The sequence below is a fragment of the Actinomadura kijaniata NBRC 14229 genome (assembly GCF_001552175.1).
GTDB classification, from domain to species: domain Bacteria; phylum Actinomycetota; class Actinomycetes; order Streptosporangiales; family Streptosporangiaceae; genus Spirillospora; species Spirillospora kijaniata.
In genome coordinates this window covers 1-24128 of the sequence record NZ_BCQR01000123.1, presented here as the reverse complement: position 1 = coordinate 24128, position 24128 = coordinate 1, and the positions used below count along the sequence as shown (strand labels likewise).

At 74.9% G+C, this 24128-nt stretch carries 20 protein-coding genes; 8 read left to right on the top strand and 12 right to left on the bottom strand.

What is annotated here, in order from left to right:
- Window positions 1-39: 39 nt before the first annotated feature.
- Window positions 40-2772, bottom strand: a complete 2733-nt coding sequence (pulA, locus tag AKI01S_RS32695; protein WP_067826347.1) for a pullulanase-type alpha-1,6-glucosidase — start codon at window positions 2770-2772, stop codon at window positions 40-42.
- 193 nt (window positions 2773-2965) lie between these two features.
- Window positions 2966-4642, bottom strand: coding sequence for a glycoside hydrolase family 3 protein (locus tag AKI01S_RS32690; protein WP_067826345.1), 1677 nt, complete (start codon window positions 4640-4642; stop codon window positions 2966-2968).
- 81 nt (window positions 4643-4723) lie between these two features.
- On the opposite strand from AKI01S_RS32690, the gene AKI01S_RS32685 reads away from it, so the two are divergent.
- Window positions 4724-5137 (top strand): acyl-CoA thioesterase, encoded by a 414-nt coding sequence (locus AKI01S_RS32685; RefSeq protein WP_169814052.1) that lies wholly within the window; start codon window positions 4724-4726, stop codon window positions 5135-5137.
- Window positions 5138-5331: 194 nt separating this feature from the next.
- Here AKI01S_RS32685 and AKI01S_RS32680 read toward each other — a convergent pair whose 3' ends face one another.
- Genes AKI01S_RS32680 through AKI01S_RS32670 form a run of 3 tightly spaced genes read right to left on the bottom strand, consistent with a single transcriptional unit; the run spans window position 5332 to window position 8414 of the window.
- On the bottom strand, window positions 5332-6372 hold the full coding sequence (locus tag AKI01S_RS32680) for an ARPP-1 family domain-containing protein (protein ID WP_084000477.1): 1041 nt from the start codon (window positions 6370-6372) through the stop codon (window positions 5332-5334).
- Window positions 6369-7694, bottom strand: coding sequence for a hypothetical protein (locus AKI01S_RS32675; RefSeq protein ID WP_067826341.1), 1326 nt, complete (start codon window positions 7692-7694; stop codon window positions 6369-6371). Before AKI01S_RS32675 ends, AKI01S_RS32680 begins: the two co-directional genes overlap by 4 nt.
- Before the next feature lie 51 nt (window positions 7695-7745).
- The gene (locus tag AKI01S_RS32670) at window positions 7746-8414 is read right to left on the bottom strand and encodes a TetR/AcrR family transcriptional regulator (protein WP_067826339.1); all 669 of its coding nucleotides are present in this window, start codon (window positions 8412-8414) and stop codon (window positions 7746-7748) included.
- Between the two features lie 95 nt (window positions 8415-8509).
- Here AKI01S_RS32670 and AKI01S_RS32665 point away from each other — a divergent pair, with 95 nt between their 5' ends.
- Together AKI01S_RS32665 and AKI01S_RS32660 are read left to right on the top strand one after the other, a co-directional pair.
- Complete coding sequence (locus AKI01S_RS32665; protein WP_067826337.1) at window positions 8510-9460, top strand: ATP-binding cassette domain-containing protein; 951 nt, start codon at window positions 8510-8512, stop codon at window positions 9458-9460.
- Between the two features lie 45 nt (window positions 9461-9505).
- Complete coding sequence (locus tag AKI01S_RS32660) at window positions 9506-10255, top strand: ABC transporter permease (RefSeq protein WP_067826335.1); 750 nt, start codon at window positions 9506-9508, stop codon at window positions 10253-10255.
- A gap of 21 nt (window positions 10256-10276) precedes the next feature.
- Here AKI01S_RS32660 and AKI01S_RS32655 read toward each other — a convergent pair whose 3' ends face one another.
- A complete protein-coding gene (locus AKI01S_RS32655; protein ID WP_245681877.1) occupies window positions 10277-11290 on the bottom strand; it encodes an EamA family transporter in 1014 nt (337 codons plus the stop codon).
- 105 nt (window positions 11291-11395) lie between these two features.
- On the opposite strand from AKI01S_RS32655, the gene AKI01S_RS32650 reads away from it, so the two are divergent.
- Entirely contained in the window at window positions 11396-14125 is a 2730-nt protein-coding gene (locus tag AKI01S_RS32650) for a hypothetical protein (protein WP_067826333.1), read from the top strand.
- 38 nt (window positions 14126-14163) lie between these two features.
- Here AKI01S_RS32650 and AKI01S_RS32645 read toward each other — a convergent pair whose 3' ends face one another.
- From AKI01S_RS32645 to AKI01S_RS32635, 3 genes are all read right to left on the bottom strand, one after another.
- On the bottom strand, window positions 14164-14745 hold the full coding sequence (locus AKI01S_RS32645; protein WP_084000476.1) for an ATP-binding protein: 582 nt from the start codon (window positions 14743-14745) through the stop codon (window positions 14164-14166).
- A gap of 572 nt (window positions 14746-15317) precedes the next feature.
- Window positions 15318-15521 carry a DUF3040 domain-containing protein gene (locus AKI01S_RS32640; RefSeq protein WP_067826331.1) on the bottom strand — a complete coding sequence of 68 codons (204 nt, stop codon included), beginning with the start codon at window positions 15519-15521 and terminating at the stop codon, window positions 15318-15320.
- A gap of 73 nt (window positions 15522-15594) precedes the next feature.
- Entirely contained in the window at window positions 15595-17370 is a 1776-nt protein-coding gene (locus AKI01S_RS32635; protein ID WP_084000475.1) for a glycoside hydrolase family 10-like protein, read from the bottom strand.
- A 223-nt stretch (window positions 17371-17593) separates the two neighbouring features.
- Between AKI01S_RS32635 and AKI01S_RS32630 the strand changes: the two genes are divergently transcribed.
- Window positions 17594-18385: a glycosyltransferase family 2 protein gene (locus AKI01S_RS32630; RefSeq protein WP_067826329.1), complete on the top strand. Its 792-nt coding sequence runs from the start codon at window positions 17594-17596 to the stop codon at window positions 18383-18385.
- A gap of 98 nt (window positions 18386-18483) precedes the next feature.
- Here the strand turns inward: AKI01S_RS32630 and AKI01S_RS32625 are convergent, their stop codons facing one another.
- The 3 genes from AKI01S_RS32625 to AKI01S_RS32615 all read right to left on the bottom strand — a co-directional run bounded on the left by AKI01S_RS32625 (window position 18484) and on the right by AKI01S_RS32615 (window position 21157).
- Window positions 18484-18846, bottom strand: coding sequence for a glyoxalase superfamily protein (locus AKI01S_RS32625; protein WP_067826318.1), 363 nt, complete (start codon window positions 18844-18846; stop codon window positions 18484-18486).
- Window positions 18847-18898: 52 nt separating this feature from the next.
- A complete protein-coding gene (locus tag AKI01S_RS32620) occupies window positions 18899-19885 on the bottom strand; it encodes a S1C family serine protease (RefSeq protein WP_067826316.1) in 987 nt (328 codons plus the stop codon).
- A gap of 483 nt (window positions 19886-20368) precedes the next feature.
- Window positions 20369-21157 carry an SDR family NAD(P)-dependent oxidoreductase gene (locus AKI01S_RS32615; protein WP_067826314.1) on the bottom strand — a complete coding sequence of 263 codons (789 nt, stop codon included), beginning with the start codon at window positions 21155-21157 and terminating at the stop codon, window positions 20369-20371.
- Window positions 21158-21254: 97 nt separating this feature from the next.
- On the opposite strand from AKI01S_RS32615, the gene AKI01S_RS32610 reads away from it, so the two are divergent.
- From AKI01S_RS32610 to AKI01S_RS32600, 3 genes are all read left to right on the top strand, one after another.
- The gene (locus AKI01S_RS32610) at window positions 21255-21932 is read left to right on the top strand and encodes a spermine/spermidine synthase domain-containing protein (protein ID WP_067826312.1); all 678 of its coding nucleotides are present in this window, start codon (window positions 21255-21257) and stop codon (window positions 21930-21932) included.
- A 141-nt stretch (window positions 21933-22073) separates the two neighbouring features.
- On the top strand, window positions 22074-22661 hold the full coding sequence (locus tag AKI01S_RS32605; protein ID WP_067826310.1) for a biotin transporter BioY: 588 nt from the start codon (window positions 22074-22076) through the stop codon (window positions 22659-22661).
- A 224-nt stretch (window positions 22662-22885) separates the two neighbouring features.
- Window positions 22886-24121: an isochorismate synthase gene (locus AKI01S_RS32600; protein WP_067826308.1), complete on the top strand. Its 1236-nt coding sequence runs from the start codon at window positions 22886-22888 to the stop codon at window positions 24119-24121.
- Window positions 24122-24128 lie beyond the last annotated feature (7 nt).

Here is a 24128-nt window from a genome sequence, read left to right as displayed (position 1 = left end):
TCTCCTTGGGGTGGGAGGAGGGGGTCCGGCGCGGCCCGGTCAGCGCTGGACGAACACCGCGACGGTCCGGCCCGGGACCTGGAGCGTGCCGGTCGCGGTGTCGGCCGACGCCGTCCGGACGACCGGATCGGTGGAGGCCGCCTGGATCGGGTGCAGCCGCGTCGCCGCGCCCGCCAGGGCGGGGACGGTCTGCCGTTGGATGTGTGGGGTCGCGTTGAACACGACGGTGACGGATCGCCAGCGGGGGTCGAGGCCGCGCCCGTCGAGCCGCATGGTGATCACGCCGGGGGTCTCCCCCGGCGTGCCGCTGAGCGGGAACGACAGCCGCCGCTGGACCTGGTCGGCGTCGTCCAGGCTGAACAGCGGCGTGGAGGCGCGGACGCGCAGCAGCTCGCCGACGCCTTCGCGCGTCGCGTCGATGTCGGCGCAGCCGGGCCTGAGGCGGGGGTCGGCGAGCAGGGGCCGGGCGTGGGGCCACTTGTCCTGGTTGTCGGCGGCCGGGGGCAGGCCGCCGCCGAAGGCGTTGCCGAGGCGGCAGTCCCAGTGCAGCCGGTTGAACCAGTCGCCGGAGTTGTAGGAGTTACGGTCCAGCGACTTGGAGCGCAGCCGTTCCGAGCCCGCGTGCACCAGCGGCATGCCCTGCGACAGCAGGGCGGTGGACAGCGACAGCGCCTGCATCCGCGTCCGGTCGGCCATCGTGGTGTTCGGGGGCAGCTTGTAGGCGAGCGCGTCGTGGAGCGTCTCGTTGTCGTGGGCGTCCACGTAGGTGACGGCCTCGCCGGGTGCGGCCGTGTAGCCGGTGGGCGCGCCGTTGTAGTCGATCTGCGCGCCGGTGACGGCGCGGCCGCCGGAGGCGGTGAACCGGTAATCGCGCAGGTTGCCGGTGAGCCCGACCTTGATCTGGTCGGCCAGGTGCAGCAGGCGCGCGCGTTGCGCGGGCTCGGCGCCGTTGGCCGGGGAGTCGTTCGGAGCGGTCCACAGTCCCGAGCCGAAGCCCTGGACGCGCGGGTCGGCGTCGAACGGGCCGCCGCCGCGCACCGCGTCCCGCAGCCGGTCGTTGAACGTCGCGACGCCGGTACCCGCCATGGCGGCCTGGGTGGCCTGGACGAACCGGGCGTTCCCGGCGACCTCCCCGAAGTCCCAGCCCTCCCCGTACAGCACGACCGACCGGCCGTCGACGCCGTCGCGCCCGACGGTGAGCCGGTCCAGGGCGCGCCGCACCCGCAGGATGTTCGCCCGGGGGTGGTGGCCCATCAGGTCGAAGCGGAAGCCGTCCACCTTGTACCGCCGCGCCCACGTGAGGACCGAGTCGACGACGAGCTTGTCCATCATCGTGTGCTCGGGCGCGGTGTTGGCGCAGCAGGTGGAGGTGGTCACCGCCCCGTTGTCGTCCAGCCGGTGGTAGTAACCGGGCACGACGCGGTCCAGGACCGAGCGCGGGTCCTGCCCGGCGGCGAAGGTGTGGTTGTAGACAACGTCCATCACCACCCGCAGCCCGGTCCGGTTCAGGCCGGCCACCATGCTCCGGAACTCGCGGACGCGCGCGGGGCCGTCGGGGTCGGTGGCGTAGGAGCCTTCGGGGACGGTGTAGTGCAGCGGGTCGTAGCCCCAGTTGAACGCGTCGGCGTCCCGGGTGGCGGCGACGCAGCGCTGCTGGGCGTCGGAGTCGGCGGGGAACGCGGCCAGGTCGCAGGCGGGCGCCCTCTGGTCGGCGCGGCGCTCGGGCGCGCTGGCGAAGTCGAACGCCGGAAGCAGGTGGACGTGGGTGAACCCGTCGCGGGACAGCCGCGCCAGCGCCCGCGTCCCGGCGGTTCCGCGGCGGGTGAACGCGGCGTAGGTGCCGCGCAGCCGTTCGGGCACGGTCCGGTCCGACGCCGAGAAGTCGCGCACGTGCAGCTCGTAGACCGCGGCGCGGCGCGCCGGGCGGGGCTTGCGCGGCGCGGGCCAGCCGGGCGGGGCCAGGGCCGGGTCGGCCAGGTCGAGGAGCAGGCTGCGGCGCGAGTCGGCGGTCAGGCCCAGGCTGTAGGGGTCGGTGACGACGTTGGTGACGATCCGGCCCGCGGCGGGGGCGAACACCGTGACCGCGTAGGTGTAGGGGCGGCCCTTCCAGCCGGGGCGGCCGGTGACCGACCAGACGCCGGTGGCGTCGTCGCGCCGCATGGCGATCCGGCGGCCGTCCAGGTCCAGGGCCACGTCGCGGGCGGTGGGCGCCCACACGGCGAGGGTGGGCGTGCCGCGCCGCCAGACCGGCCCGAGCTCGGCGCGGGCGGCCGCGCCGTACACGTCGTCGAGGACGCCGGGGATCTGGACGCCGGTCGCGTCCAGCAGCGTGCCGTCCGCCGCGCGTTCGACGGCGACGACCTGGCCGCGCAGGACGGAGGCGGCGCGGGCCGCGTCGCCGGGGGTGAGCCGGAACGCGGCGTGCGCGGCCAGGTGCGGGCGGCGGGCCCGCTGCGCGGCGGTGAGGCCGCCGAGGACCGGGGTGAGCGGAAGGGCGTGCCGGTCGCCGACCAGTTCGCCGCGTTCGACCCGGAGGTCACCCGCCGGTGAGTGGACGAGTTCGAACCGGTGACCCGGGGCGGGGGCCGTCCGCCAGGCCAGCGTGGCGCGGTCGATCCAGTGGGCGCGGGCCGAGGTGGGATCGGGGGCGCGGTGGTCGGCGGCACGAGCGGGAGCGGGCCGCACGGGAACCGCCAGGGCGGCGACCAGAACGGTGACCAGAACGGTGACGAGGACGGTGGCGGAGGTGCGGCGGGCGGGGGACGTGACCACGCGGGCCTCCCGGCGTTGAAAGGGTTGCCGGGAAGTTACAAAGGCTTTCAGAAAGTTGCAAGACCCAAATCGGGCTTCCATCGCCCTCGGCAACCAAGCACGTAGCAACATCCATGCTCACCGACGCGACAAGCCCTTCCCGCACCTGCAAGTCATTGCAAAGATCCAAGCCCCGCGAACGCTGAGCACGGCCCTAGACGTCCGGATGGCCGAACGCGTACAGCTCGCCTCCGTCGGGACCGGGGATGCTGACCGGTAGCCGCCCGCGCGGGATGTTGTGGCCGGTGAGGGTGGCGGCGGCCGCGCGCAGGGCCTCGGTGGTGCGCGAGTAGGTGGCCAGGAACGCCGGGACGCCGGGGAAGCGGGCGATGTCGTAGGGGTCGCCGACGGCGACGACGACCAGGGGCACTCCGGTCGCGTTCAGGGCGGTGACCAGCGCGGCCTGCCCGGGGCGGGTGCGGGTGTCCCAGGCGCGGTCGGTGACGGCGACGACCAGGTCACGGCCGCGCGCCGCGGCGACGGCCTCGGCGACGCGCTCGGGGGCGGGGTCGGGGCCGGTCTCGACGACGGTGGCGGGAACGCGCCGGTCGAGCTCCGCGCCGAGGGCGGCGGCGCCGCATCCGGTGACCAGGAGGTCGCGGGCGTCCGGCGGCAGGGGCAGCAGGCGGTCGCGGTCGGTGAGCAGGGTGACGGCGCGGTCGGCGGCGCGCCGGGCGGCGGCCAGGTGCCCGGGGGCGCCGACGCGGGCGAGGGCGGCGGGGTCGGTGAACGGGTCGTCCAGCAGCCCCAGGCGGTGTTTCAGGTGCAGGACGCGCCGCGCCGACGCGTGGAGGCGCTCCTCGGTGAGCTCTCCCGACCGCACGGCCGCCAGCACCGCTTCGAGCTGGGTGGGGAACCGTCCGGCGGGCGGTTTGAGCAGCAGGTCCACGCCCGCCCTGAGCGCCAGCACCGCGACGCGGTCGTCGCCGAAGCGCGCCCGCACGCCCCGCATGTCGAGGGCGTCGGTGACGACCACGCCGTCGAAGCCGAGCGTGTCGCGCAGCAGCCCCGTGACGACGGGCCGCGACAGGGTGGCGGGCAGGCCGGCGGGGTCCAGCGCGGGAACGACCAGGTGACCGGTCATGACCGAGGCGACGCCGGCGTCGAGCGCGGCGCGCAGCGGCGGCAGGTCCAGGCGTTCCCAGGTGTCCCGGTCGTGGGTGATGACGGGGACGCCGGTGTGGCTGTCGACGGCGGTGTCGCCGTGACCGGGGAAGTGCTTGGCGGTGGCGGCCACTCCCCCGGCCTGCAGACCCTCGACGTGGGCGGCGGTCAGGGCGGCGGCCAGGTGCGGGTCGGAGCCGAAGGAGCGGACACCGATGACGGGGTTGGCGGCGCAGGCGTTGACGTCGGCGACCGGCGCGTAGGCGTGGATGACGCCGACGGCGCGCAGCTCGCGGGCGGTGAGCAGGGCCAGGTCGCGGACGGCGGCGGCGTCGCGGGCGGCGGCCAGGGCCATCGCGCCGGGGGTGCGGGTCGCCGGGCGCGGCAGCCGGGTGACGGAGCCGCCCTCCTGGTCGGCGGCCAGCAGCAGCGGGAGGGTCCCGGCGTCGCGGGCGGCGCGTTGCAGCCCGTCCGACAGCGCGGCGATCTGGCGGGGGTGGCGCAGGTTGCCGTGCTCGCCGCCGAAGTAGACGATCCCGCCGGGCCGGTGCCGGGCCACCAGGTCGGCGGGGCGGTCCACCCCGTACCAGGCGCGGTTGCGGGGGTCGGCGGCGCGGGCGTCGTCGCCGTGGACGGGCAGGACGAACAGCTGGGCGGCCTTGTCGCGCGGGGACATCGCGTCCAGGAGCCGTTCCAGCCGGGAGTCGCCGCCGGCGAGGTCGTTCATGCCGTCCAGCCTGCCGCCTCGCCGTCCGGCTCCCGTGCGCGGGGGATGCGGGAGGGGCGGAACGTAGGTGATCATTGCCCGATGGGCGAGATGTTCACGCACCGGCTTCGGGTGCGCTACAGCGAGTGCGACCAGCAGGGCCTGGTGTTCAACGGGCACTACCTCTTCTACTACGACGTGGCGGTGACCGAGCTGTGGCGGGAGGTGATCGGGGACTACACCGCGATGGTCGCCTCGGGCTACGACCTGGTGGTGGCCGAGGCGCGGATCCGTTACCGGCAGGGGGCCCGGTTCGACGAGCTGCTGGACATCTCGATGCCGGTCGCGCACCTGGGGACGACCAGCATGGTGGTGCGGCCGGAGTTCCGGGTGGGCGACCGGCTGATCGCCGACGGGGAGGTGCGGCACGTGTTCATCGATCCGGAGACCCATCGCAAGCGGGAGATGCCCGAGACGGTGCGGTCGGCGTTGCAGCCGTACCTCGCCGTGGAGTGACCGCGCCGGGGTGACCGGGTCGGGGCGGGACGGGCGGCCGGCGCCTCGTCGGAGTCCTCGTTGTTCTCAGCAACGTTCCCGACTTGGAATCAGGTGTCGTTCCGACGCGCCCGGCGCAGTTCCCGCGCGATTCGATTGAAGTGGGTCGGCGGCCGGAGGGCAACCGGATTTCCCGGTCGTCCTCCGGCCGCCGGTCAGGTCCGCCGCGGGTCGGGCGTCCGCGGGTCGAACGTCGTCCGCGTGGTGAACAGGGAGGCGTAGACCGTGCGGCCGTGTTCGGTGACGACCTGCCCGGCCAGGTGGGGGGCGGTGACGGTGGACAGCCGCAGGTCCAGGTAGGTGTCCTCGTGTCGCAGGCGGACCGGTCCGGTGGGCAGGCGGGTGAGCCAGGAGGTGATCTGCGCGGCGCGGTGGGCGCGGTCGGCGTCCAGGGCGGCGCGCAGTTCCTCCAGGGAGTCCCCGCGGAGCGGTTCGGCCGTCCGGCCGGCGGGGTCGGGTTCGTGGTGCCAGGCGGGCACGCCGTAGGCGAAGCAGACCAGGGCGGCCCACACGTCGGCGAAGTAGGCGGGGTCGGGGGCGATCTCCAGTCCGGCGAAGTGGCCGTTGATGAAGAACAGCGCGCCGAGCTGGCCGGGCTGCAACTCCAGGCGGCTTTGGAACTGGGTGAGCACGGGGCGCTTGCGCGACAGGATCTGTTCCAGGTGGCCGCGGCGGGGCAGGCCGTAGCGGGTGTTGAGGTCGGCGATGTCGGTCCAGAGCTTGCTGTAGCCCTGGACGCCGCGCAGTTCCAGCGCGCGGGCGCGCAGTTCCAGGGGGAGCACGAAGAACCACTGGTCGCGTTCGGCGAGGAGGCCGCCCTGGCTCTCCTGGACGCAGCAGGCGTCGGTGAACAGCAGGGACTGCCCGGCGGCCAGGAACGCCGAGCGGCACAGGGCGTGGTTCTGGGCCGCGTCCTGGATGTAACCGAGGTGCAGGGGGACGATCGCGACCCCGGTGTCGGCGCCGTTGTGCAGCTCGACCTGGCCGTAGCCGGGGACGCGCCGCAGTTTCAGGCCGCCGCGGGGCGGGGTGACGCCGGGGCGGGCGGGTCCGGTGACCGGGACCATGGTGAGGGCGCCGGCCTGCTGGGGGGTGCCCAGGCGGTGCCCGGTCAGGTCGAGGGCTCCGGTGAGGTCGAGGGGGCCGGGCAGCGGCGCGGCCGGGTCGGGTCCGGGGTCGGTGGTCGGGGCGCTCATGCGGCGCTCCTTGTCGTCAGGTGGGCGGCCTGCCGGTGCAGGTCGGTCAGGCGGACGCGCAGGGCGGCGCGCAGCCAGGGCTGCCCGGCGGCGCAGTGCCCGAACATCCAGGGCAGCAGTTCGGCGAAGTCGTCCTGGTGCCAGAACCCGCGCTGCGGGAGGGCGGGGGCGGGGCGGCGCAGGGTGAGGTCGTCGCCGGCGGTGAACTGGGCGTGGCAGAACACCACGGGGGTGGCGACGCCGGCGCCCGGCAGGGCGGCGGTGAGGCGGGCCAGGTCGCCGGGGTAGCGGTTCTCGTAGCCGTCGGAGACGACGGCGACCAGGTCGGGGCCGCGCGCCAGGGCGTCCAGCAGGCCGCAGGCCAGGTCGGTGGCGCCGCGGGGGGCGCGTTCGTCGCCGCCGACCTCGACGACCTCCAGGCGGTCGCAGACCTGCTCCAGGACCATGCGCAGGGCGGCGGTCTGGGACAGCAGGGCCCATTCGCGTTCGCCGTAGCCGCGCATGGACGCCGAGGCGTCCAGGACCAGGGCCAGGGTGCCGGGGAACGGCGGCAGGTCGGCGACGGCGGCGGCGACCTGGCGGCCGAGGGCGACGTACAGGTCCTCGTCGTGGGCGCCGCGGTAGAGGTGGACGAGGGTGGCGGCGATGTCGCCGCGGTTGGTGGCGGTGACGGTGGGGGGCTGGCGGCGGGGGGTGTCGAGGGTCAGCGCGGCGTCGCCGGGGGCGGTGGCGGCCGGGTCGCCCGGGCCGTACAGGGCGTTGACGCGGGGCAGGGCGGCGTCGGGGTCGGCGAGGAAGCGCAGCAGGCGGCGGCGCAGGTAGTCCGAGCCGGTGTCGCCGTCGGCGACGCGGCGGGCGCAGCCGCGCGCGGTGGTCTTGCCGAGGGCGTGCTCGAAGCAGTCGGTGAGGGCGGGGCGGCGGGCGGCGATGAGGGCGTCGGCGTCGGGGTGCTCCAGCACGAACCGCAGGATCGCGCGGGTGGTGTGCTTGTGGTTGGCGCGCAGGCGGCGCAGCGCGAGCAGGACGGTGATGACCTGGGCGGGCGGCAGCGCGAGGGTGAGGACGTGGGCCAGGCGCGCCAGGGTGGCGCGCGTGGTGTCGTCCAGCCCGGCCTGGGAGGCGGCCAGGGTCTGCAGCAGCACGCGGGCGCGCTGCCAGGGCGCGACGCCGGGGGCCAGGGCGAGCAGGGCGTAGCCCTCGGGGTCGCTCGCCTGGGCGGCGCGGTGCAGGTCCGCGTCGTCCCAGCACAGGGTGCCGCCCCGGGGCAGGCGCACCGGCGTGTCATGGGTCTCGAGGTGGGCCAGGAGTGTGGGGGTGTCCATGATTGCCTCCGCAGTCATGGAGTGTAAGAACCCTCGTGAGCGGCCCGACACTTATTTTCCGTCGGAAGCATCCGGTTCGGTGGTTTTGCGCGCGTAGTCGCCGAGGCCGTTCTCCAGGAGGTCGAAGGCGCGGCGGGCGGCGGCGTAGACGTCCCGGCGCATCTCCTCCAGCGTCTCACCGGCGAGTTTGCGTTCGACGACCTCGTTGACCAGCTGCCACTGCACACTCATGATCATCGCGGCGGCGACGCGGGGGGCGATGTCGTCGGGGCCGGCGCCGGTCTCCTCGGCCAGCGCCCCGGCCAGGCGGCGTTCGGCCTGGCGGCCGATCTCCTCCTGGCGGGCGGTGAGGGCGGGGCTGTCGCGCACGGTGCGCGCCCACACCTCCGAGCCCTCGTGGAAGCCGGTCTGGTGCGCGCCCCGGTCCAGGCCCTCCAGGAACAGGCGGCGGAACAGGGCCACGACCGTCTCGCCGGGGCGGCGGTCGCGGAGCGCGGCGGCGGCCTGCTCGACGATCTCCTCCTGGCGGTCGAAGAACAGGTCCTCCTTGGTGCGGAAGTAGTTGAAGACGGTGTTGACCGACACGTCGGCGGCGCGGGCGACGTCGGCGACGGTGACGTTGTCGAAGCCGTGCGCGCAGAACAGCCCGGTGGCGACGTCGGAGATCCGCCGGCGGGTCTCCCGCTTCTTGCGCTCGCGCAGCCCCAGTTCCTCGGTCATGCGCCCGAGTCTATCTTCTCTGGTGTCACTGAAAACTTATAGTGACTTAAAAATTGTGGTTACTGTAGCCGCGTTGCCCACGCGGGAGGAGTGAGATGATCGAGGCACGCGGGCTGGGGCGCACCTTCACCACCCGGCAGGGGCCGGTGGAGGCGGTGCGCGGGGTGGATCTGGACGTGGACGCCGGCGAGATCGTGGGGTTCCTCGGTCCCAACGGCGCGGGCAAGACCACGACGCTGCGGATGCTGACCACGCTGCTGGCGCCGACGGCCGGGAACGCGACGGTGGCGGGTTGCGACCTGCGGGCCGATCCGGCCGGGGTCCGGCGCGGCATCGGGTACGTGGCCCAGGGCGGCGGCACCGACCCGGCGCTGCCGATCGGCGAGGAGCTGGAGTTGCAGGCCCGCCTGTACGGGGTCGGGCCGGTGGCCGAGCGGACCGCCGAGCTGTGCGCGCGGCTGGACCTGGAGGGGCTGGAGCGGCGGCCGGTGGCGTCGCTGTCGGGCGGGCAGCGGCGGCGGCTGGACATCGCGCTGGGGCTGGCGCACCGGCCGCGGCTGCTGTTCCTGGACGAGCCGACGACCGGGCTGGACCCGCACAGCCGCGGCGACCTGTGGGACCACATCCGGCGGATGCGCGCCGAGGACGGCACGACGGTGTTCCTCACCACCCACTACCTGGAGGAGGCCGACGCCCTGTGCGACCGCATCCTGATCATGGATCGGGGGCGGATCGTGGCCGAGGGCACGCCCGCCGAGCTCAAGCGCCGGGTGGCGGGCGACGTGGTCACCGTGGAGCTGGCCGACGCGGCGCGCGACGCCGGGCGGGCGTGCGCGGCGCTGGCGGGGCTGGCGGCGGTGCGGGAGGCGCGGGCCGACGGGGACGGGCTGCGGCTGCGGGTCGACAACGGCGACCGGGAGCTCATGGGGCTGATGCGGGCGCTGGACGGGGCCGGGGTGGAGCTGGCGTCCCTGCGGCTGGCCCGGCCGACCCTGGACGACGTGTTCCTGACCGTGACCGGCCGTTCGCTGCGCGAGGCCGCCTGATCCCGGCGGCGGAGCGAGAACGAGGATCGTCGAGGAGGAGTGACCATGGCGAAGGTCGTGCGCGACACGTACCTGATCTTTCTGCGGTATTTGCGGCCGACGCTGCGCAACCGGATGGTGCTGGTGTTCGGGGCGGTGCAGCCGCTGGTGTACCTGGTGCTGTTCGGGCCACTGCTGACGGAGGTGTTCGGCGGCGCGCGGTCCTGGCGGGTGTTCGTGCCCGGGATCCTGGTGCAGCTGGTGCTGTTCGGGGCGGGGTTCGCGGGGTTCGCACTGATCGCCGACCTGCGGTCGGGGGTGGCCGAACGGCTGCGGGTCACCCCGGTCAGCCGGGTGGCGCTGCTGCTGGGCCGGGTGCTGCGCGACGCCCTGCTGCTGGCGGTGCAGGCGTCGATGCTGGTGGCAGCGGGCCTGCTGCTGGGGCTGCGGGCCCCGGTGGCGGGGGTGCTGGTGGGGTTGGCGCTCGTGACGGCGCTGGCCGTCGCGATCGCGTCGCTGTCGTACGTGCTGGCGATGAGCACGGGGCGGGAGGACGCGTTCGCGCCGTTGCTGTCGACGGTGACGCTGCCGTTGATGCTGCTGTCGGGGATCCTGCTGCCGATGGACCTGGCGCCGGGGTGGCTGGAGGCGGTGTCGTGGGCCAACCCGTTCCGGTACGTGGTGGACGCGACGCGGGCGGCGTTCGCGGGCGACTACGCCACCGCGACGGTGGGCCGGGGCGCGGCCGTCACGGTGGCGCTGGTGGTGGTGTCGGTGGCGCTGGGGACCCGCCGGTTCCGCGCGGAGAACGCCTGACCCGCCGGTCCCGCCCGGACGTCAGGCGGTGAGGGCGGGCGTCGGGGTCTCGGGGCTGGCGACGGCCGGGACGCGGTCGATGACGGCGCGCTGGGCGATGAACGCCCCGGCCAGCACGATCGCGCCGCCGGTCAGCTGCACCGGGGTGAGGCGTTCGCCCAGCACCGCCCAGGCGATGAGGGTGGCGGCGACCGCCTCGGTGTAGCAGACGGCCCCGGCGACCTGCGCCGACAGCCGCTGCACCGCCGCCACGCCGGCGAGGTAGGCCAGCACGGTGGACACCACCACGATCCACGCCGCCAGCAGCCAGCCGGGGGCGGTGTGGTCGCCGACGGGCACCGCGGCGGTCAGCACGTGCCAGGGCAGCGCCCACGGCGCGGCCGGCAGGGTCAGCGCGGCGGCGCCGACCGCCGATCCGGCGGCCGTCATCACCAGCGGGTCGACCTCGCCGGTCAGGCGGTCGATCAGCAGGAAGTAGGCGGCCTGGCAGGCGGCGGCGCCCAGCCCGGCGGCCAGGCCGAGGGCGTCCAGCGACAGCCCGTTCCAGACCTGCACCACCAGCGCCAGGCCGACCATGGCGACCAGCACGCCGAGCGCGGCGGTGCGGTGGACCGGGGCGCGGCGCACCAGCCGCAGCCAGAGCAGCACCAGGATCGGGCCGGTGAACTCCAGCAGGATCGCGATGCCGACCGGCAGGCGGGAGGCGGCCACGAAGTACAGCGCCTGGCACCCGGCCACCCCGGTCAGCCCGTAGATGGTCAGGCGACCCAGGTGGGGGCGCACGGAGGCGGCGGCGGCGCGGCCGCGCAGGAGCAGCACCAGGGGGACCAGGATCAGGGCGGCCCCGGCGATGCGCAGCCACACCGCCTGCGGCGCGGTGAGCCCGGCCTGGATGAGGGCCTTGCCGAACGGGCCGGAGGCGCCGAAGCACACCGAGGAGGCCACCGCCAGCCCCAGACCCCAGCCCCGGGAGCGCCCCGCACCGGCCGCACCGCTCATCGTCCCTCCCACCACCGCACCGATGTTCAGGAGCATCGTGCCATAACACTCCTTACACCGTCGATGGCGCATATCCGCCGGTTCGCCCGGAGCGGCGGTGGAATGCCGGGTCTGACGGCGGCGGGGACTAGGATTCCCGGAGTGAGCTGGCAGTCGGCCGGGGCGGGACTCGGCGGAAGCGGAACCTCGGGGGGCGGCGCGGCCGGGAGCGATCTGTTCACGGCCGTCGAGGGCAACGTGCGTGAGCTGGTGGCCTCGCCATGGTGGCGGTCGGCGCCCCCGCCCCAGCGCGCCGACCAGGTGCGGGCCCGGATGCTGTGGGGCTCGGGCGAGTGGTGGCTGTTCGGGGCCTGGGGCCGCTGGTACCGGTGCGGCCTGGACGGCGCCTGGCACCCCTGCCCGCCGCCGGGCGACCCGGCCGAGCGCCGCGCCGCCGCCCCCGCACCGCCGGGCGCGGGCACCCCGCCGATCCCGCCGCAACTGCTGCCCACCGGCCCCGACCTGGCCGCCGGACGCATGGCGCCGCTGGGGTTCCTGGGACCGCTGCCCGACACCGGGGTGGTGGCGCGGGTCTCGCAGGCCATCACCACCGCGCTGGCGGTCAACCCGGCCCAGTTCGCCCAGCAGGACCCGATGTTCCAGCCGGGCACGCCCAGCACCGTCGCCGCCGCCTGGGGCGCGCTGCTGTGGTGCGCGGGCTCGCCGGTGGCGCTGACCGACCATCCGCTGATCGAGTCGTTCGTGCCGTTCCTGACCACGCCCGCCGAGCGGCTGCACTGGATGATGCCGCCGGACTTCTCCACCCTGGCCGGGTACTACATCAACCGGCTGGGCGCCGGCGACGGCGGTGGCGCCGCGCACGTGGCGCGGGTGATGTACGAGGTCGCGGTCGGGTTGCAGGGCGACGAGCGGTTCCGGCCCGGCGCCGACGCGCTGGCGGCGGTGACGGCGACCTCGCTGCGGTACGTCCACCAGGACATGGCCACGGTGCGCTACGGCCCGGCGGCGGTGCTCCAGGAGTGGCGGCGGCGCTGCCCGCCGGAGCTGGCGGCGCCGATGCTGCGCGACACCTCCCCCGGCGAGTACCTGCTGCTGGCGCTGTACGACCTCCAGCAGATCGTGGCGGGGCTGACCGGCGCGGCGTTCGGCGGGGCGCTGGCACAGGTCCCCGGCCGCGGGCACGACCGGGTCCGGCACGCGGGCCTGGCGGTGCTGGCGGCCGACCTGCAGGCCGCGCCGGGGGTGCTTCCGGCGCTGCAACGGTGGATGGACCCCGACGGGGCGCGCACGCTCCAGGCGGTGCTGACCGATCCGGCGCATCCGCTGCGGGTGCTGTGGCCGCGCGACGGGCGGCTGCCGGAGGCGCTGCGGTCGGCCGACGCCGACGCGCTGGCGGCGCTGCTGGCCACCACCTACACCCTCGGCCTGACCTGGTGCCGGCTGGCGCAGGTGCCGCCCCCGGCCACGGGGTTCGCGGTGCCGCAGGCGGTGGCGGCGGAGCTGACCAGCCCCGCCATGCACACCCCGCCCTCCACCGACGAACTGAGCGCCTGGGACATCATCAAGGCGGCGCGCGAGCACCTGGCGGCCCAGCGCGAGGCCGACGCGCCCGGCCCCGGTGCTCCCGGTCTTCCCGGTGGCCCGGAGGCGCCGCCGATGCCGGACCGGCCGGTGGCGCCGGGCCGGGGGGACGAGCCTCCGTCCCCGCCGCCCGCGGTCGCCCCGATGGAGCCGCCCGCTCCCCCGCCGGTGCCGCAGGCCCCGGGCTTCGGCGCGGAACCGGTTCCTCCGGCCCCGCAGCCCGTCCCGCACCCCGCACCGCACCCCGCACCGCACCCCGCACCGCCGCCCGTACCGCCGCCGGGCGCGCAGCCGCTCCCGCCCTCCGGGGCGCCGGGGGCGGGTGAGCCGGTGTGGCCGTCGGACGCCGACGCCACGCAGCTGGACCCCGATCCGTTCCGCACGCAGCTGGATCCGGCGGGGCCGGCCCCGCAGCCGGACCTGCCGCCTCCGCCGCCGCCGGTGGACCCGCCGCCGCCCGCTCCCCCGCCGAGCCCCGCGCCCGGCACCGGGCCGCAGGTCGTCGAGGTGCACGGGATCCGCTTCGTGTGCGGCGCCGACGACATCGAGCGGGTGGTGACCGAGGTGCGGCGGCGCGGCAAGTGGGCGCGCCGGCTGCGCGGCCAGGAGGTGTCCAGCGCGTCGGTCCCGGCGCTGCTGCTGATCGGGGCGCCGTCCAGCGGGCAGCGCCGGCTGGCGCGGATGGTGGCGCGGGCGCTGGCGGAGGTCGAGGTCTCCAGCGGCCAGGTGCACGGCGTGCACGTCGACGAGCTGCGCGAACGCGGCCCGTCGGGGCTGGGCGCGGTGCTGGAGGAGCACGCCGGGCACGTGCTGCTGGTGGACGGGCTGGAGGACCTGCTGCTGGATCCGGCGCAGGGCCGCGCCTACGCCCAGGCCCTCTACCGGGCGCGGCTGGAGGGCGTCAGCGAGACCGCGCTGCTGGGCACCTGCGCGCCCCAGCGGGTGGGCGAGCTGACGGCGGCGTCACCGGAGCTGGTGAGCGATCTGCGGGCGGTGCGGCTGCCGGACTTCTCCGACGCGCGGGTGCGGGCGGAGCTGCTGGGCCTGCTGGCCGAGGAGCGGCGGGTGCGGCTGGCCGGGGACGCCTGGGAGGTGGTGCACCGGGAGATCGGGGCGCTGCGGGGGCGCGGGCGGCTGACCGGGGCCCGGCTGGTGGAGGCGTACCTGGACCGGGCGGTGACGCGTCATCTGGGTCGCGCGGAGGCCACGCGGGCGATCGGGAACGCGGGGGCGCTGATGCTGGCGGCCGCCGATGTGGCGGGGCTGGCCGAGGAGCTGTCGAGGCCCTGAGGTCCGGCGCCGGCCGGGGGCCTCAGCGTCGGCCGGCCTCAGCGCCGGCCGTTGGGGTGGTGGTCGCCGCCGAGCAGGCGGGTGAACCAGACGGTCTTGCCCGGGGGTTCGGGGCGGATGCCGAAGTCGGTGGCCAGGGCGGCGACCAGCAGCAGGCCGCGGCCGTCCTCGGACCAGTCGGTCAGGGCGGGCCCGGGGCCGGGCGGGGCGGGGGCGGCGGCACCGGCGTCGTGGATCTCGCCGGTCAGCAGCGGCCCGGACAGGCGCAGGCGCAGGCGGACCGGGCCGGTGCCGTGCAGGACCGCGTTGGTGATCAGCTCGTCGACCATCAGGACGATGTCGTCGATGGCGCCGCGGTCGGCGGTGCGGTCGCGCAGGGCGCGGAGGGTGAACGCGCGGGCGTGGGCGGCGGCGCGCAGGTCGGGGGGCGGTTCCCAGCCGGTCTCCCACACGGCCTCCCAGGCGGGCCCGGCGGCCGGTCCCGCGCCGTGGGGTGGGTCCCCGGTGGCGTCGCCCCTGTCGTCCGCCCCCTGGCCGTCCGTCGTCTGGCCGTCCGACGCCGCGCGGGTGTCCCCGGCCGTCCTGAGGTCGGATCGGCCGCCGCCCAGGGCGTTCCCCATGGTGGAGCGACCTTCGACCCTCAGCTGATTCGTTCCCAATGCCCCGACTCCTCACCTGTACCGGTTTCCGCTGGTCAGTGCTGTCGTCAAACTTGTTCCCGGCCTGCGCGCGGCGATGGGGCCGCGTGCCCAGATCTGGCCGGACCGGGAGTGCCCCGTGGCGGCGGCGACCGGGTCGTCTGTCCCGGCCGCACCGGCGCTCCCGGTGGGGTGCGCCGCCGGCGGCGACCGTGAGCGGGCCGGACTTTCCCCGCTTCCGTCGATATAGGTGACGCTCCCGGTTCGGGGGTGGTGCACGCTCGCAGCAAACCCTCACTTCGGGGTGAGGTGCGCCACGCCGCGGCGGACAGGTGGCGGGAGCACTGCCGGGTTGCCGTTATGGTGGGTGTGTCGGTGTGGCATGTGTCCCCCGGGCTCTACCCAACGCCTTCGAGGAATACCGCCGGGCCCCTGTGGTCCGGGCTGGAGCTTCGTTGTGCCTTTCGCCGTGAGGCGACCACCACACCGGCTTAACGTCGAAGGCCCGGTGTCCCCGTCAGGGGGCGCCGGGCCTTCGGCGTTGTCCGGGAGTGTCAGCTGAAGGTGACGACGATCGCGCCGAGCAGGGCGACCAGGGCGCCGGTGGCCGCCAGGATCACGGCCGCCAGGAGCTGGAGCCGGCGTCTGCGCCGGTCCTGGCCGAGGGTTGACAGGCGATGGGCCAGCCGCGGGTCCTCCTCGCTGAGCCGGTGTTCGATCTCGGCGAGGAGTCGCCGCTCCTCCATCGACAGCGCCATGCTTCTACCTCCGGGGGGCGGTCAGGTGCGATATTCCTGCCCTGGCGCGGTGGGTTTTATCCCCCGGTGAAGGTCACTGTTGGGGGACTGTGATCTTGATGGAGCGGGTGGGGGTGGACTCGCGGTACAGGCGGTCCAGGGCGGTGACCGTGTAGGTGTAGGTCCGTCCGGGTTTGGCGGTGGGGTCGACGATGCCGCCGGGCTGGCCGCCGCCGCCCGCCTGCTGGCCGCGGACGGTGGTGAGCAGGGTGGCGGGGTCGACGGGGGCGCAGCCGGAACGGGCGCCGTCGGTGCGGTAGACGGCGTAGGAGGTGGCGTTGGGCGAGGGGTTCCAGCGGATGGTGACGCCCTTGGCCGCGGTGTTGGCGCCGGTGCGGCCCTCGCGGTCGGCGGTGGTGGCGGTGAGGCCGTGCGCGGGCGCGGGGGCCGGGGTGGCGGCGGCTCGGTCGCGGCCGGCGACCAGGGGCGGGATGGCGGGACGGCCGTAGTGGTCGGCGCGCAGGCGGCTGGCGAAGCCGCGCCTGTCGGCGACCATGTCGTCCGCGCTGAAATACACGTCGCCGCGGACCTGGGGGTGGCGGGCGTTGAGGGCCAGGTGGCGCGACAGTTCGTCGGGGCGCTTCCAGACCTTGTCCTCGCCGACGCGGTAGCCGGCCTGGCCGATGGTCAACTGCACGTCGGTCCCGGCGACCTGGCGGGACCACCAGTCGACCAGGGTGGCGTAGTCGGCGCGCGGGTCGCCGATCGGCCAGTACAGCTGGGGGGTGATGTAGTCGACCCAGCCCTTGCGGATCCAGGTGCGGGTGTCGGCGTACTGGGCGTCGTAGCTCTGCAGGGCGTTGGTGTCCGACCCGGCGGGGTCGGTGGTCTTGTTGCGCCACACGCCGAAGGGGCTGATGCCGAACCGCACCCAGGGCTTGGCGCGGCGGATCTTGGCGGACAGGCTCTGGACGAGGGTGTCGACGTTGCGGCGCCGCCAGTCGGCCAGCTTCGCGCCGCCGCCGTAGGCGCGGTAGGTCGCCTGGTCGGGGTACTCGGACTTGCCGTCGGGATAGGGGTAGAAGTAGTCGTCGAAGTGGACGGCGTCGATGTCGTACTTGGTGACCACGTCCATGACGGCGTTGGTGGCCAGCTCGCGGACCTGGGGCAGGCCGGGGTCGTACCACATGCCGTCGCCGTACTTGCGGACCCAGTCGGGGTGGCGGCGGGCGGGGCTGTTGGGGGCCAGCTTCTTCAGGTCGGTGTGGCGGGCGACGCGGTAGGGGTTGAACCAGGCGTGGAACTCCAGGTCGCGGGCGTGCGCTTCGTCGATCATGAAGCGGAGCACGTCGTAGCCGGGGTCCTTGCCGGGCGTACCGGTGATCCACTGGGACCAGGGCTCGTGGGGCGAGGGGTAGAACGCGTCGGAGTTGGGCCGGATCTGCACGAACACGGCGTTGAGGTTGAGGTTCTTGGCGGTGTCGAGCAGGCGGCGGAAGTCGGCGCGCTGGCGGTCGGCGCCGGCCTTGGGGTCCTTGGGCCAGTCGATGTTGGCGACGGTGGCGATCCACATGCCGCGCAGCTGCCGGGCGCGCGAGTCGCCGGGGGCGCGGACGGCGGCGCACTCGGCGCGCACGTTGCCGGGGGCGGCGGCGGTGCCGCCGGGGCGGTCGTCGTCGGTGCCGCCGAGGGCGGGCACGCACGCGGTGGCCGCCGTCACGGCCAGCGCTCCGGCGGCCAGGGCCCATGCCGTACGGGCGCGGGCGGCCGCGGGGGGACGGGCGGCGCGGGTGCGCGTGAGGCGGTCCGACTCGCTGCTGGCCGGAGCCGGGTGGGCAGGGGCGTTGCGGGTGCGGGGTCGCCAAGTCATAGCAGGCCATTGTTACCTACCGGCCGGAGTGCTGCGGACGGAACGCCGATGCCCGCCTGATGCGCGTTTGGCCGGAAAGTGGTCCTGTGGGAGTGGCCGCGAACCGCCTCGCCAGCGGACATAAAGGGCCCGTGAAGATTTTTTCAAACATCCCGTGGTGGCCGTCACATCTAACAGAGTGTCCGGCCCACCACGCCACGGATCGCTTTCCACGGAGCCTGCCATGAACGCCACCGAGCGCCACCGCCCCTCCCCCTCCCGCACCGCCGCCCCCGCCACCACCGTCACCGCCGTCATCCCGACCCTCAACGAGGCCGACAACCTGCGATGGCTGCTGCCGCGGCTGACCGGGGTCGACGAGATCGTCATCGTGGACGGCGAGTCCACCGACGGCTCGGCCGAGGTCGCCGCGGCGCTGCGCCCCGACGCGGTGATCATCAGCCAGCCGCCGCGCGGCAAGGGCGCGGCCCTGCAGGCCGGGTTCGCCGCCGCGACCGGCGACGTGATCGTCATGCTGGACGCCGACGGCAGCATGGACCCCGCCGAGATCGGGTCGTTCGTGGCCCTGGTGGAGCGCGGGTTCGACTTCGTCAAAGGCTCGCGGTACGCCTGCGGCGGCGGGTCGGAGGACCTGACGTTCCTGCGCCGCACCGGTAACCAGTGGCTGACCCGCCTGGCCAACACCCTGTACCGGACCGACTGGAGCGACCTGTGCTACGGGTACGTGGCGCTGCGCCGCGACGCGGTGGCGACGCTGCGGCTGCGGTCGACCGGGTTCGAGATCGAGACCGAGATGTGCGTCAACGCCGTCACCACCGGCCTGCGGATCGCCGAGGTCGCCAGCTTCGAGGGCAACCGCCTGTTCGGCGAGTCGCACCTGAACACCTGGCGGGACGGGTGGCGGGTGCTGAAGATGATGGTTGGCAGCCGGATGCGTCCGGTGCGCGCCTCCCAGGAGCACGACGAGCACGTCGCCCCCGAGCCGGTCCGGCTGCCCGCCGGGGTGGCCGCCTGACGGTTCGCGGCGCGGTCAGCGACCGCGTGTGCGTGGGCATGGAGGGCCCCGGTCCGTTGCGACGGACCGGGGCCCTTTCGCATGCCCGGGGCCGCGCGTCAGGGCTGGTTGAAACGCAGGTGGTTGCCGAACGGGTCGATCAGGGTGAGGCAGGTGCCGATCTCGTCGTGTTCGAGGCCGGCGTTCAGGAACGGGTGGTTCTTGGCGGTCAGCTCGGCGTGCAGGTCTTCCACGCCGCGCGTCTCGACGTAGACGGTGGTGCCGGGGGTGCCGTCGCCGTGGTGCTGGCTGAGGTGCAGCACCAGCGCGCCGCGCGAGACCTGGAGGTACCAAGGCCCCTGCTCGCCGGTGCGGTGCTCCCAGTCCAGAGTGCAGCCGAGGTAGTCCAGGTAGAACGCGCGGGCGGCGTCCAGGTCGTAGACGCGCAGGATCGGCACGGGCGGAGCGAAGGCGACGGTCATGGGCCCACTGTGCCAGCCGGGTGTGACACGTCGGACGCGTGGGACGGGTGGGTCAGGCGGGTTCGGCGTCGAGTTCGACGGGTTCGGCGATGACGTCGACCATGGCGTCGTTGCGCAGGACGGTGATGGACAGGGGACGGCCGATGGCGTCGGCGAACATCAGGCGTTGCAGGCTCTGGGCTTGGTGGACGGGGGCTCTGGCGACGGTCAGGACCAGGTCGCCGCGGCGGAGCCCGGCGCGGTCGGCGGGGCTGGCGGGCATGACCTGCTCGATGCGCAGGGCGTGGGGCTGGCCGAGGCGGTCGCGCAGGCGGGCGGGGACGGGCACGGGGGTGGCGACCAGGCCGAGGTAGGCGCGGCGGACACGGCCGTCGGCCATGAGCGCGGCGATGATGCGGCGGGTGGTGGCGTTGACGGGGACGGCCAGGCCCAGGCCGATTCCGGCCACGGCGGTGTTGACGCCGACGACGCGGCCGCGGGCGTCGGCCAGGGCGCCGCCGGAGTTGCCGGGGTTGAGGGCGGCGTCGGTCTGGATGACGTCCTCGATGACGCGGACGGCGGTGCCGCTGCGGGTGGGCAGGGAGCGTCCGAGGGCGGACACGACGCCGGCGGTGACCGACCCGGTGAGGCCCAGGGGGTTGCCGACGGCGACGACGAGCTGCCCGACGACCAGGCGGTCGCTGTCGCCGAGCGGGGCGGGGTCGGGGGCGTCGCCACCGGCGCGGATCACGGCCAGGTCCGACAGCGGGTCGGTGCCCACGACGGTGAAGGGGGTGGTGGTGCCGTCGGCGAAGGCGGCCTGGCCGGTGCGGGCGCGGCCGACGACGTGGGCGTTGGTGAGCAGGAACCCGTCGGCGGTGAACACCACGGCCGAGCCGGTGCCCTCACCGCGACGGTGCCGGACACGCAGGGCGGCGACGCGGGGCGTCAGGTCGCGGGCGACGGCGGAGACGGTCGCGGAGTAGGCGTCGAGGGGCTCGGGGAAGTCCTCGGAACGGCCGGTCCGGTCGGGGTCGTGGTCGTGGGGTTGGGGGATCATGGCACCTCCCGATGATTACAACGTTACATCGCAAGTTGGAAAGCTGAACGCCGCCGCCCCACGCCGATGGACATGACGGCTGGGCAGCGTTCCCCACCCGAAGAGACCAGCTCCCATAACGACGAAACCCAGGCTGCTCACCTCGACGCTCCCCATGGGAGCGCCAAGCCAAAGAGGCCGCGTATCTACATCCGACCGGACCGAAACCCCCACAGCAGCACCAACCGAACAGACAATCCCAACCACGCCAACGCTTCCAAGACGCGCAGCGCGAGGGTGCACGCAGCGCGAGGGTGCACGCAGCGCGAGGGTGCACGCAGCGCGAGGGTGCACGCAGCGCGAGGGTGCACGCAGCGCGAGGGTGCACGCAGCACGAGGGTGCACGCAGCACGAGGGTGCACGCAGCACGAGGGTGCACGCAGCACGAGGGTGCACGCAGCACGAGGGTGTCGGGGGTGTGGTCGGCGTGGGGGTGGTGCTGGGTCAGCGGAGGGTGGAGAGGCCGCCGTCGACGTGCAGGATCTGGCCGGTGATGTAGGAGGAGCGGCCCGACAGCAGGAAGACGGCGGCGTCGGCGACCTCCCAGGCGCTCCCCTGGCGGCCCAGGGGGATGAGTCGGGCGATCTTGTCGCGGTCGGTGTTGCCGGCGGCGGCGGCGCGGCCCATGACGGTGTCGATGAGGCCGGGGGCGATCACGTTGGCGCGCACGCCGTGCGGGGCGGCCTCGGCGGCGACGTGGCGGGCCAGGCCGTTGAGGCCCGCCTTGGAGGCGTCGTAGGAGGGAGAGGAGCTGCCGGGTTTGGTGCCGGCCAGCGAGCCGACGAACACCAGGGCAGCGCCGCCGGGCAGCAGCGGCAGCGCGGCCCTGGCGATCAGGAACGGGGCGCGCAGGTTGACGGCCATCACCTGTTCCCAGTCGTCCAGGGTGGTGCCGGACAGGCCGAGGCCCACGCCGATGCCGGCGTTGACGACGACGCCGTCCAGGCCGTCCATGCGGGTGGCGGCCTGGGCGACCATGGCGGCGCAGGCGTCGGGGTCGGCGACGTCGGCGCGCAGCACGTGGGCGCGGCCGCCGTCCTCGGTGATCTGCTTGACGGTCGTGGCGGCGGCGGTGTCGTCGAGGTCGGCGCAGGTCACCTCGGCGCCCTCGCGGGCGGCGGCCACGGCGATGGCGCGGCCGTTGCCGACGGGGGGATCGGGATCGGGGCTGGGGCGGGTTCCGGCGCCGACGACCAGGACGCGGCGGCCGGCGAGCAGGCGGTGGTCGGGCATGGCCGGAACCCTAACGGCGCGGCGGCCCGGCCGACAGGCCCGATCGGACCGGCCGACAATGCTGATCATGGGCGGCGGTCTCGTTAGGGTCGGGGGCATGGAAGCAGTGCGCGCGGAGACCGGCGAGGGCGCGGAGGCGGACGTGGTGGAGCGGGTCGCCGGGGTGGGCGGTGAGCTGGTGCTGCGTCGCGCCGGGACCGACTTCGAGATCATCAGCAACGGGATGTTCCTCATGGACACCCGTAACGGGGAGTCCGAACGGCTGCTGGTGCGCGCGGCGCTGGAGGGGCTGGACGGGCCGGCGCGGTTGCTGATCGGCGGGCTGGGGGTGGGGTTCTCGCTGGCCGAGGCGGTCGCGCATCCGGCGGTGGCGCACGTGACGGTGGTGGAGCGGGAACCGGCGGTGATCGCCTGGCATCGCGGCGTGCTGCGGCCGTTCTCGCGGGGCGCGCTGGAGGACGGGCGGGTGGAGGTGGTGTGCGCCGACCTGGTCGACTGGATCACCGGCTCCGGCGGCACGTTCGACGCGTTGTGCCTGGACATCGACAACGGCCCGGACTGGACGGTCACCCCCGGCAACGCCCGGCTGTACGAGGGCGGCGGGCTGGCGGCGCTGGAACGGCGGATGAGCGGGCGCGGGAGGCTGGCGTTCTGGAGCGCGGGCGCCGCCCCGGCGTTCGAACGGGCGCTGCGCGGCCGCTTCGGCGGGGTGCGGGCGGTGCCGGTCCCGGTGCCGCGCGGCGAACCCGACGTGATCTACCTGGCTCAGCGGTAGAAACCCCAGGTGAACGCCGGTTTCGGTGCGAAATGGGCGGGACCCACAAAGGTGGGGCGGCCGAATCTGTGGACCGCGCGATCCCCACCCGCCGAGCGGTTCGCTAGGTTTCGACCTGACACAACCGTTTTGGAGGGTTCTGTGGCTACTGCTCACGCCGCCGCCGGGCGGCGCACCGCCGTTCTGGGCGACCTGCTCCCGGCTTCCCTGACCCGCGACGTGGCCCTGGTGCTCGGTTCGGCCGTCCTGGTGGGCGTCGCCGCCCAGATCTCCGTGCCGATCCCCGGCACGCCCGTTCCGGTCAGCCTCCAGCCGTTCGCGGTGCTGCTGGCCGGGGCCGCCCTGGGCGCGGGCCGCGCCACCCTGGGCATGCTGGTCTACCTGCTGGCCGGGATCGCCGGGATGCCGTGGTTCGCCGAGGGCGCCTCCGGCGTCTCGATGCCCAGCCTCGGCTACGTGCTGGGCTTCGTGCTGGCCGCCGCCGTCGTCGGTCACCTGGCCCGGCGCGGCGGCGACCGCACCCCGCTGCGCACCGTCGGCACCATGCTGGTGGGCACCGCCCTGATCTACGCGGTCGGCGTCCCCTACCTGATGGCCGCGGTCCACGTCGACCTGGCCAAGGCGATCAGCATGGGCGTCACGCCGTTCCTGCTCGGCGACGCCCTGAAGGTTCTGCTGGCCGCGGGTCTGCTGCCGGGCGCCTGGAAGCTGCTGGGCGAGCGCCGCTGACCCTCCCCCTTCGGCAAGGGCGCGCCGTCCCCGCGACCGCCGGGGCGGCGCGCCCTTCGCGTTCGCCCCGCCTGCCCGGCGGGAATGGCCGTGACGTGCGGGAACGTTGAATGCGCCGCAGCGTCGCCCCCGCCCGGTCCCCGGGCGGCACTGTGGCGCACACCTCAGCACCAGCACCCACCCCGCCTGTTTGAACGGGTTCAAATCTCCCGTAGAGTGGCACCGTGAAGCTCGCCGTGACCGCTCCGGAACGCCTCCACGTCCGCACCGTCCCGGTCGCCGACCCAGGCGACCTGATCGCGCGGCTTCCCCATCCCGCCGGGCAGGCCTGGGTCCGCCACGGCGAGGGCATCGTCGGCTGGGGCGAGGCCGCCCGCCTGCGCCTGCCCGGGGGCCCCGACCGCTTCACCCGCGCCGACCGCTGGCTGCGCGACCTGTTCGCCGCCGCGGCCATCGACGACCCCGTCCGCCTGCCCGGCACCGGCCCGGTCGCGTTCGGCAGCTTCGGCTTCGACCCCAAGTCCCCCGACTCGGTCCTGATCGTCCCCCGCTGGGTCGTCGGCCGCCGCGACGGGCAGGCCTGGCTCACCACCATCGGCGACGACACCGATCCCCTCGCCCTGGTCCACCCGCCCACCGCGCCGACCCGCCTGACCTGGAACGACGGTGCCCTGTCGGCTCCGGCCTGGCAGCAGGCCGTGGCCGCCGCCGTCGACCGCATCACCACCGGCGCCCTCGGCAAGGTGGTGCTGGCCCGCGACCTGTACGCCCGCGCCGACGAGCCCATCGACGCCCGCGTCCTGCTGTCCCGCCTGTCCGATCGCTTCCCCGGCTGCTACACCTTCGCCGTCGCCGGGCTGGTCGGGGCCACCCCCGAGCTGCTCATCCGCCGCACCGGCGACACCGTCGAGTCCCTGGTGCTGGCCGGCACCACCGCCCGCGGCACCGGCCCCGCCGACGACGACGCCCGCGCCGCCCGCCTGGCCGCCTCCGCCAAGGACCTGTGCGAGCACGCCTATGCCGCCGAGATGGTCCGCGACGCCCTGGCGCCGCTGTGCACCGAGCTGACCGTTCCCGAACGGCCCGAGCTGCTGCGCCTGCCCAACGTCATGCACCTGGCCTCCCCCGTCCACGGACGCCTGGCCGACCACCGTTCGGTCCTGGAGGTCGTGGCCGCCCTCCACCCCACCCCCGCGGTCTGCGGCACCCCCACCGACACCGCCATGACCCTGATCCGCGAGCTGGAGGGCATGGACCGCGGCCGCTACGCCGGCCCCGTCGGCTGGGTCGACGCCCGCGGCGACGGCGAATGGGGCATCGCGCTGCGCTGCGCCGAGATCGACGGCACCCGCGCCCGCCTGTTCGCCGGGTGCGGCATCGTCGCCGACTCCGTTCCCGCCGACGAGCTCACCGAGGCCCAGAACAAGTTCCGCGCCATGCAGTACGCGCTCGAAGGCTGACCCCCCC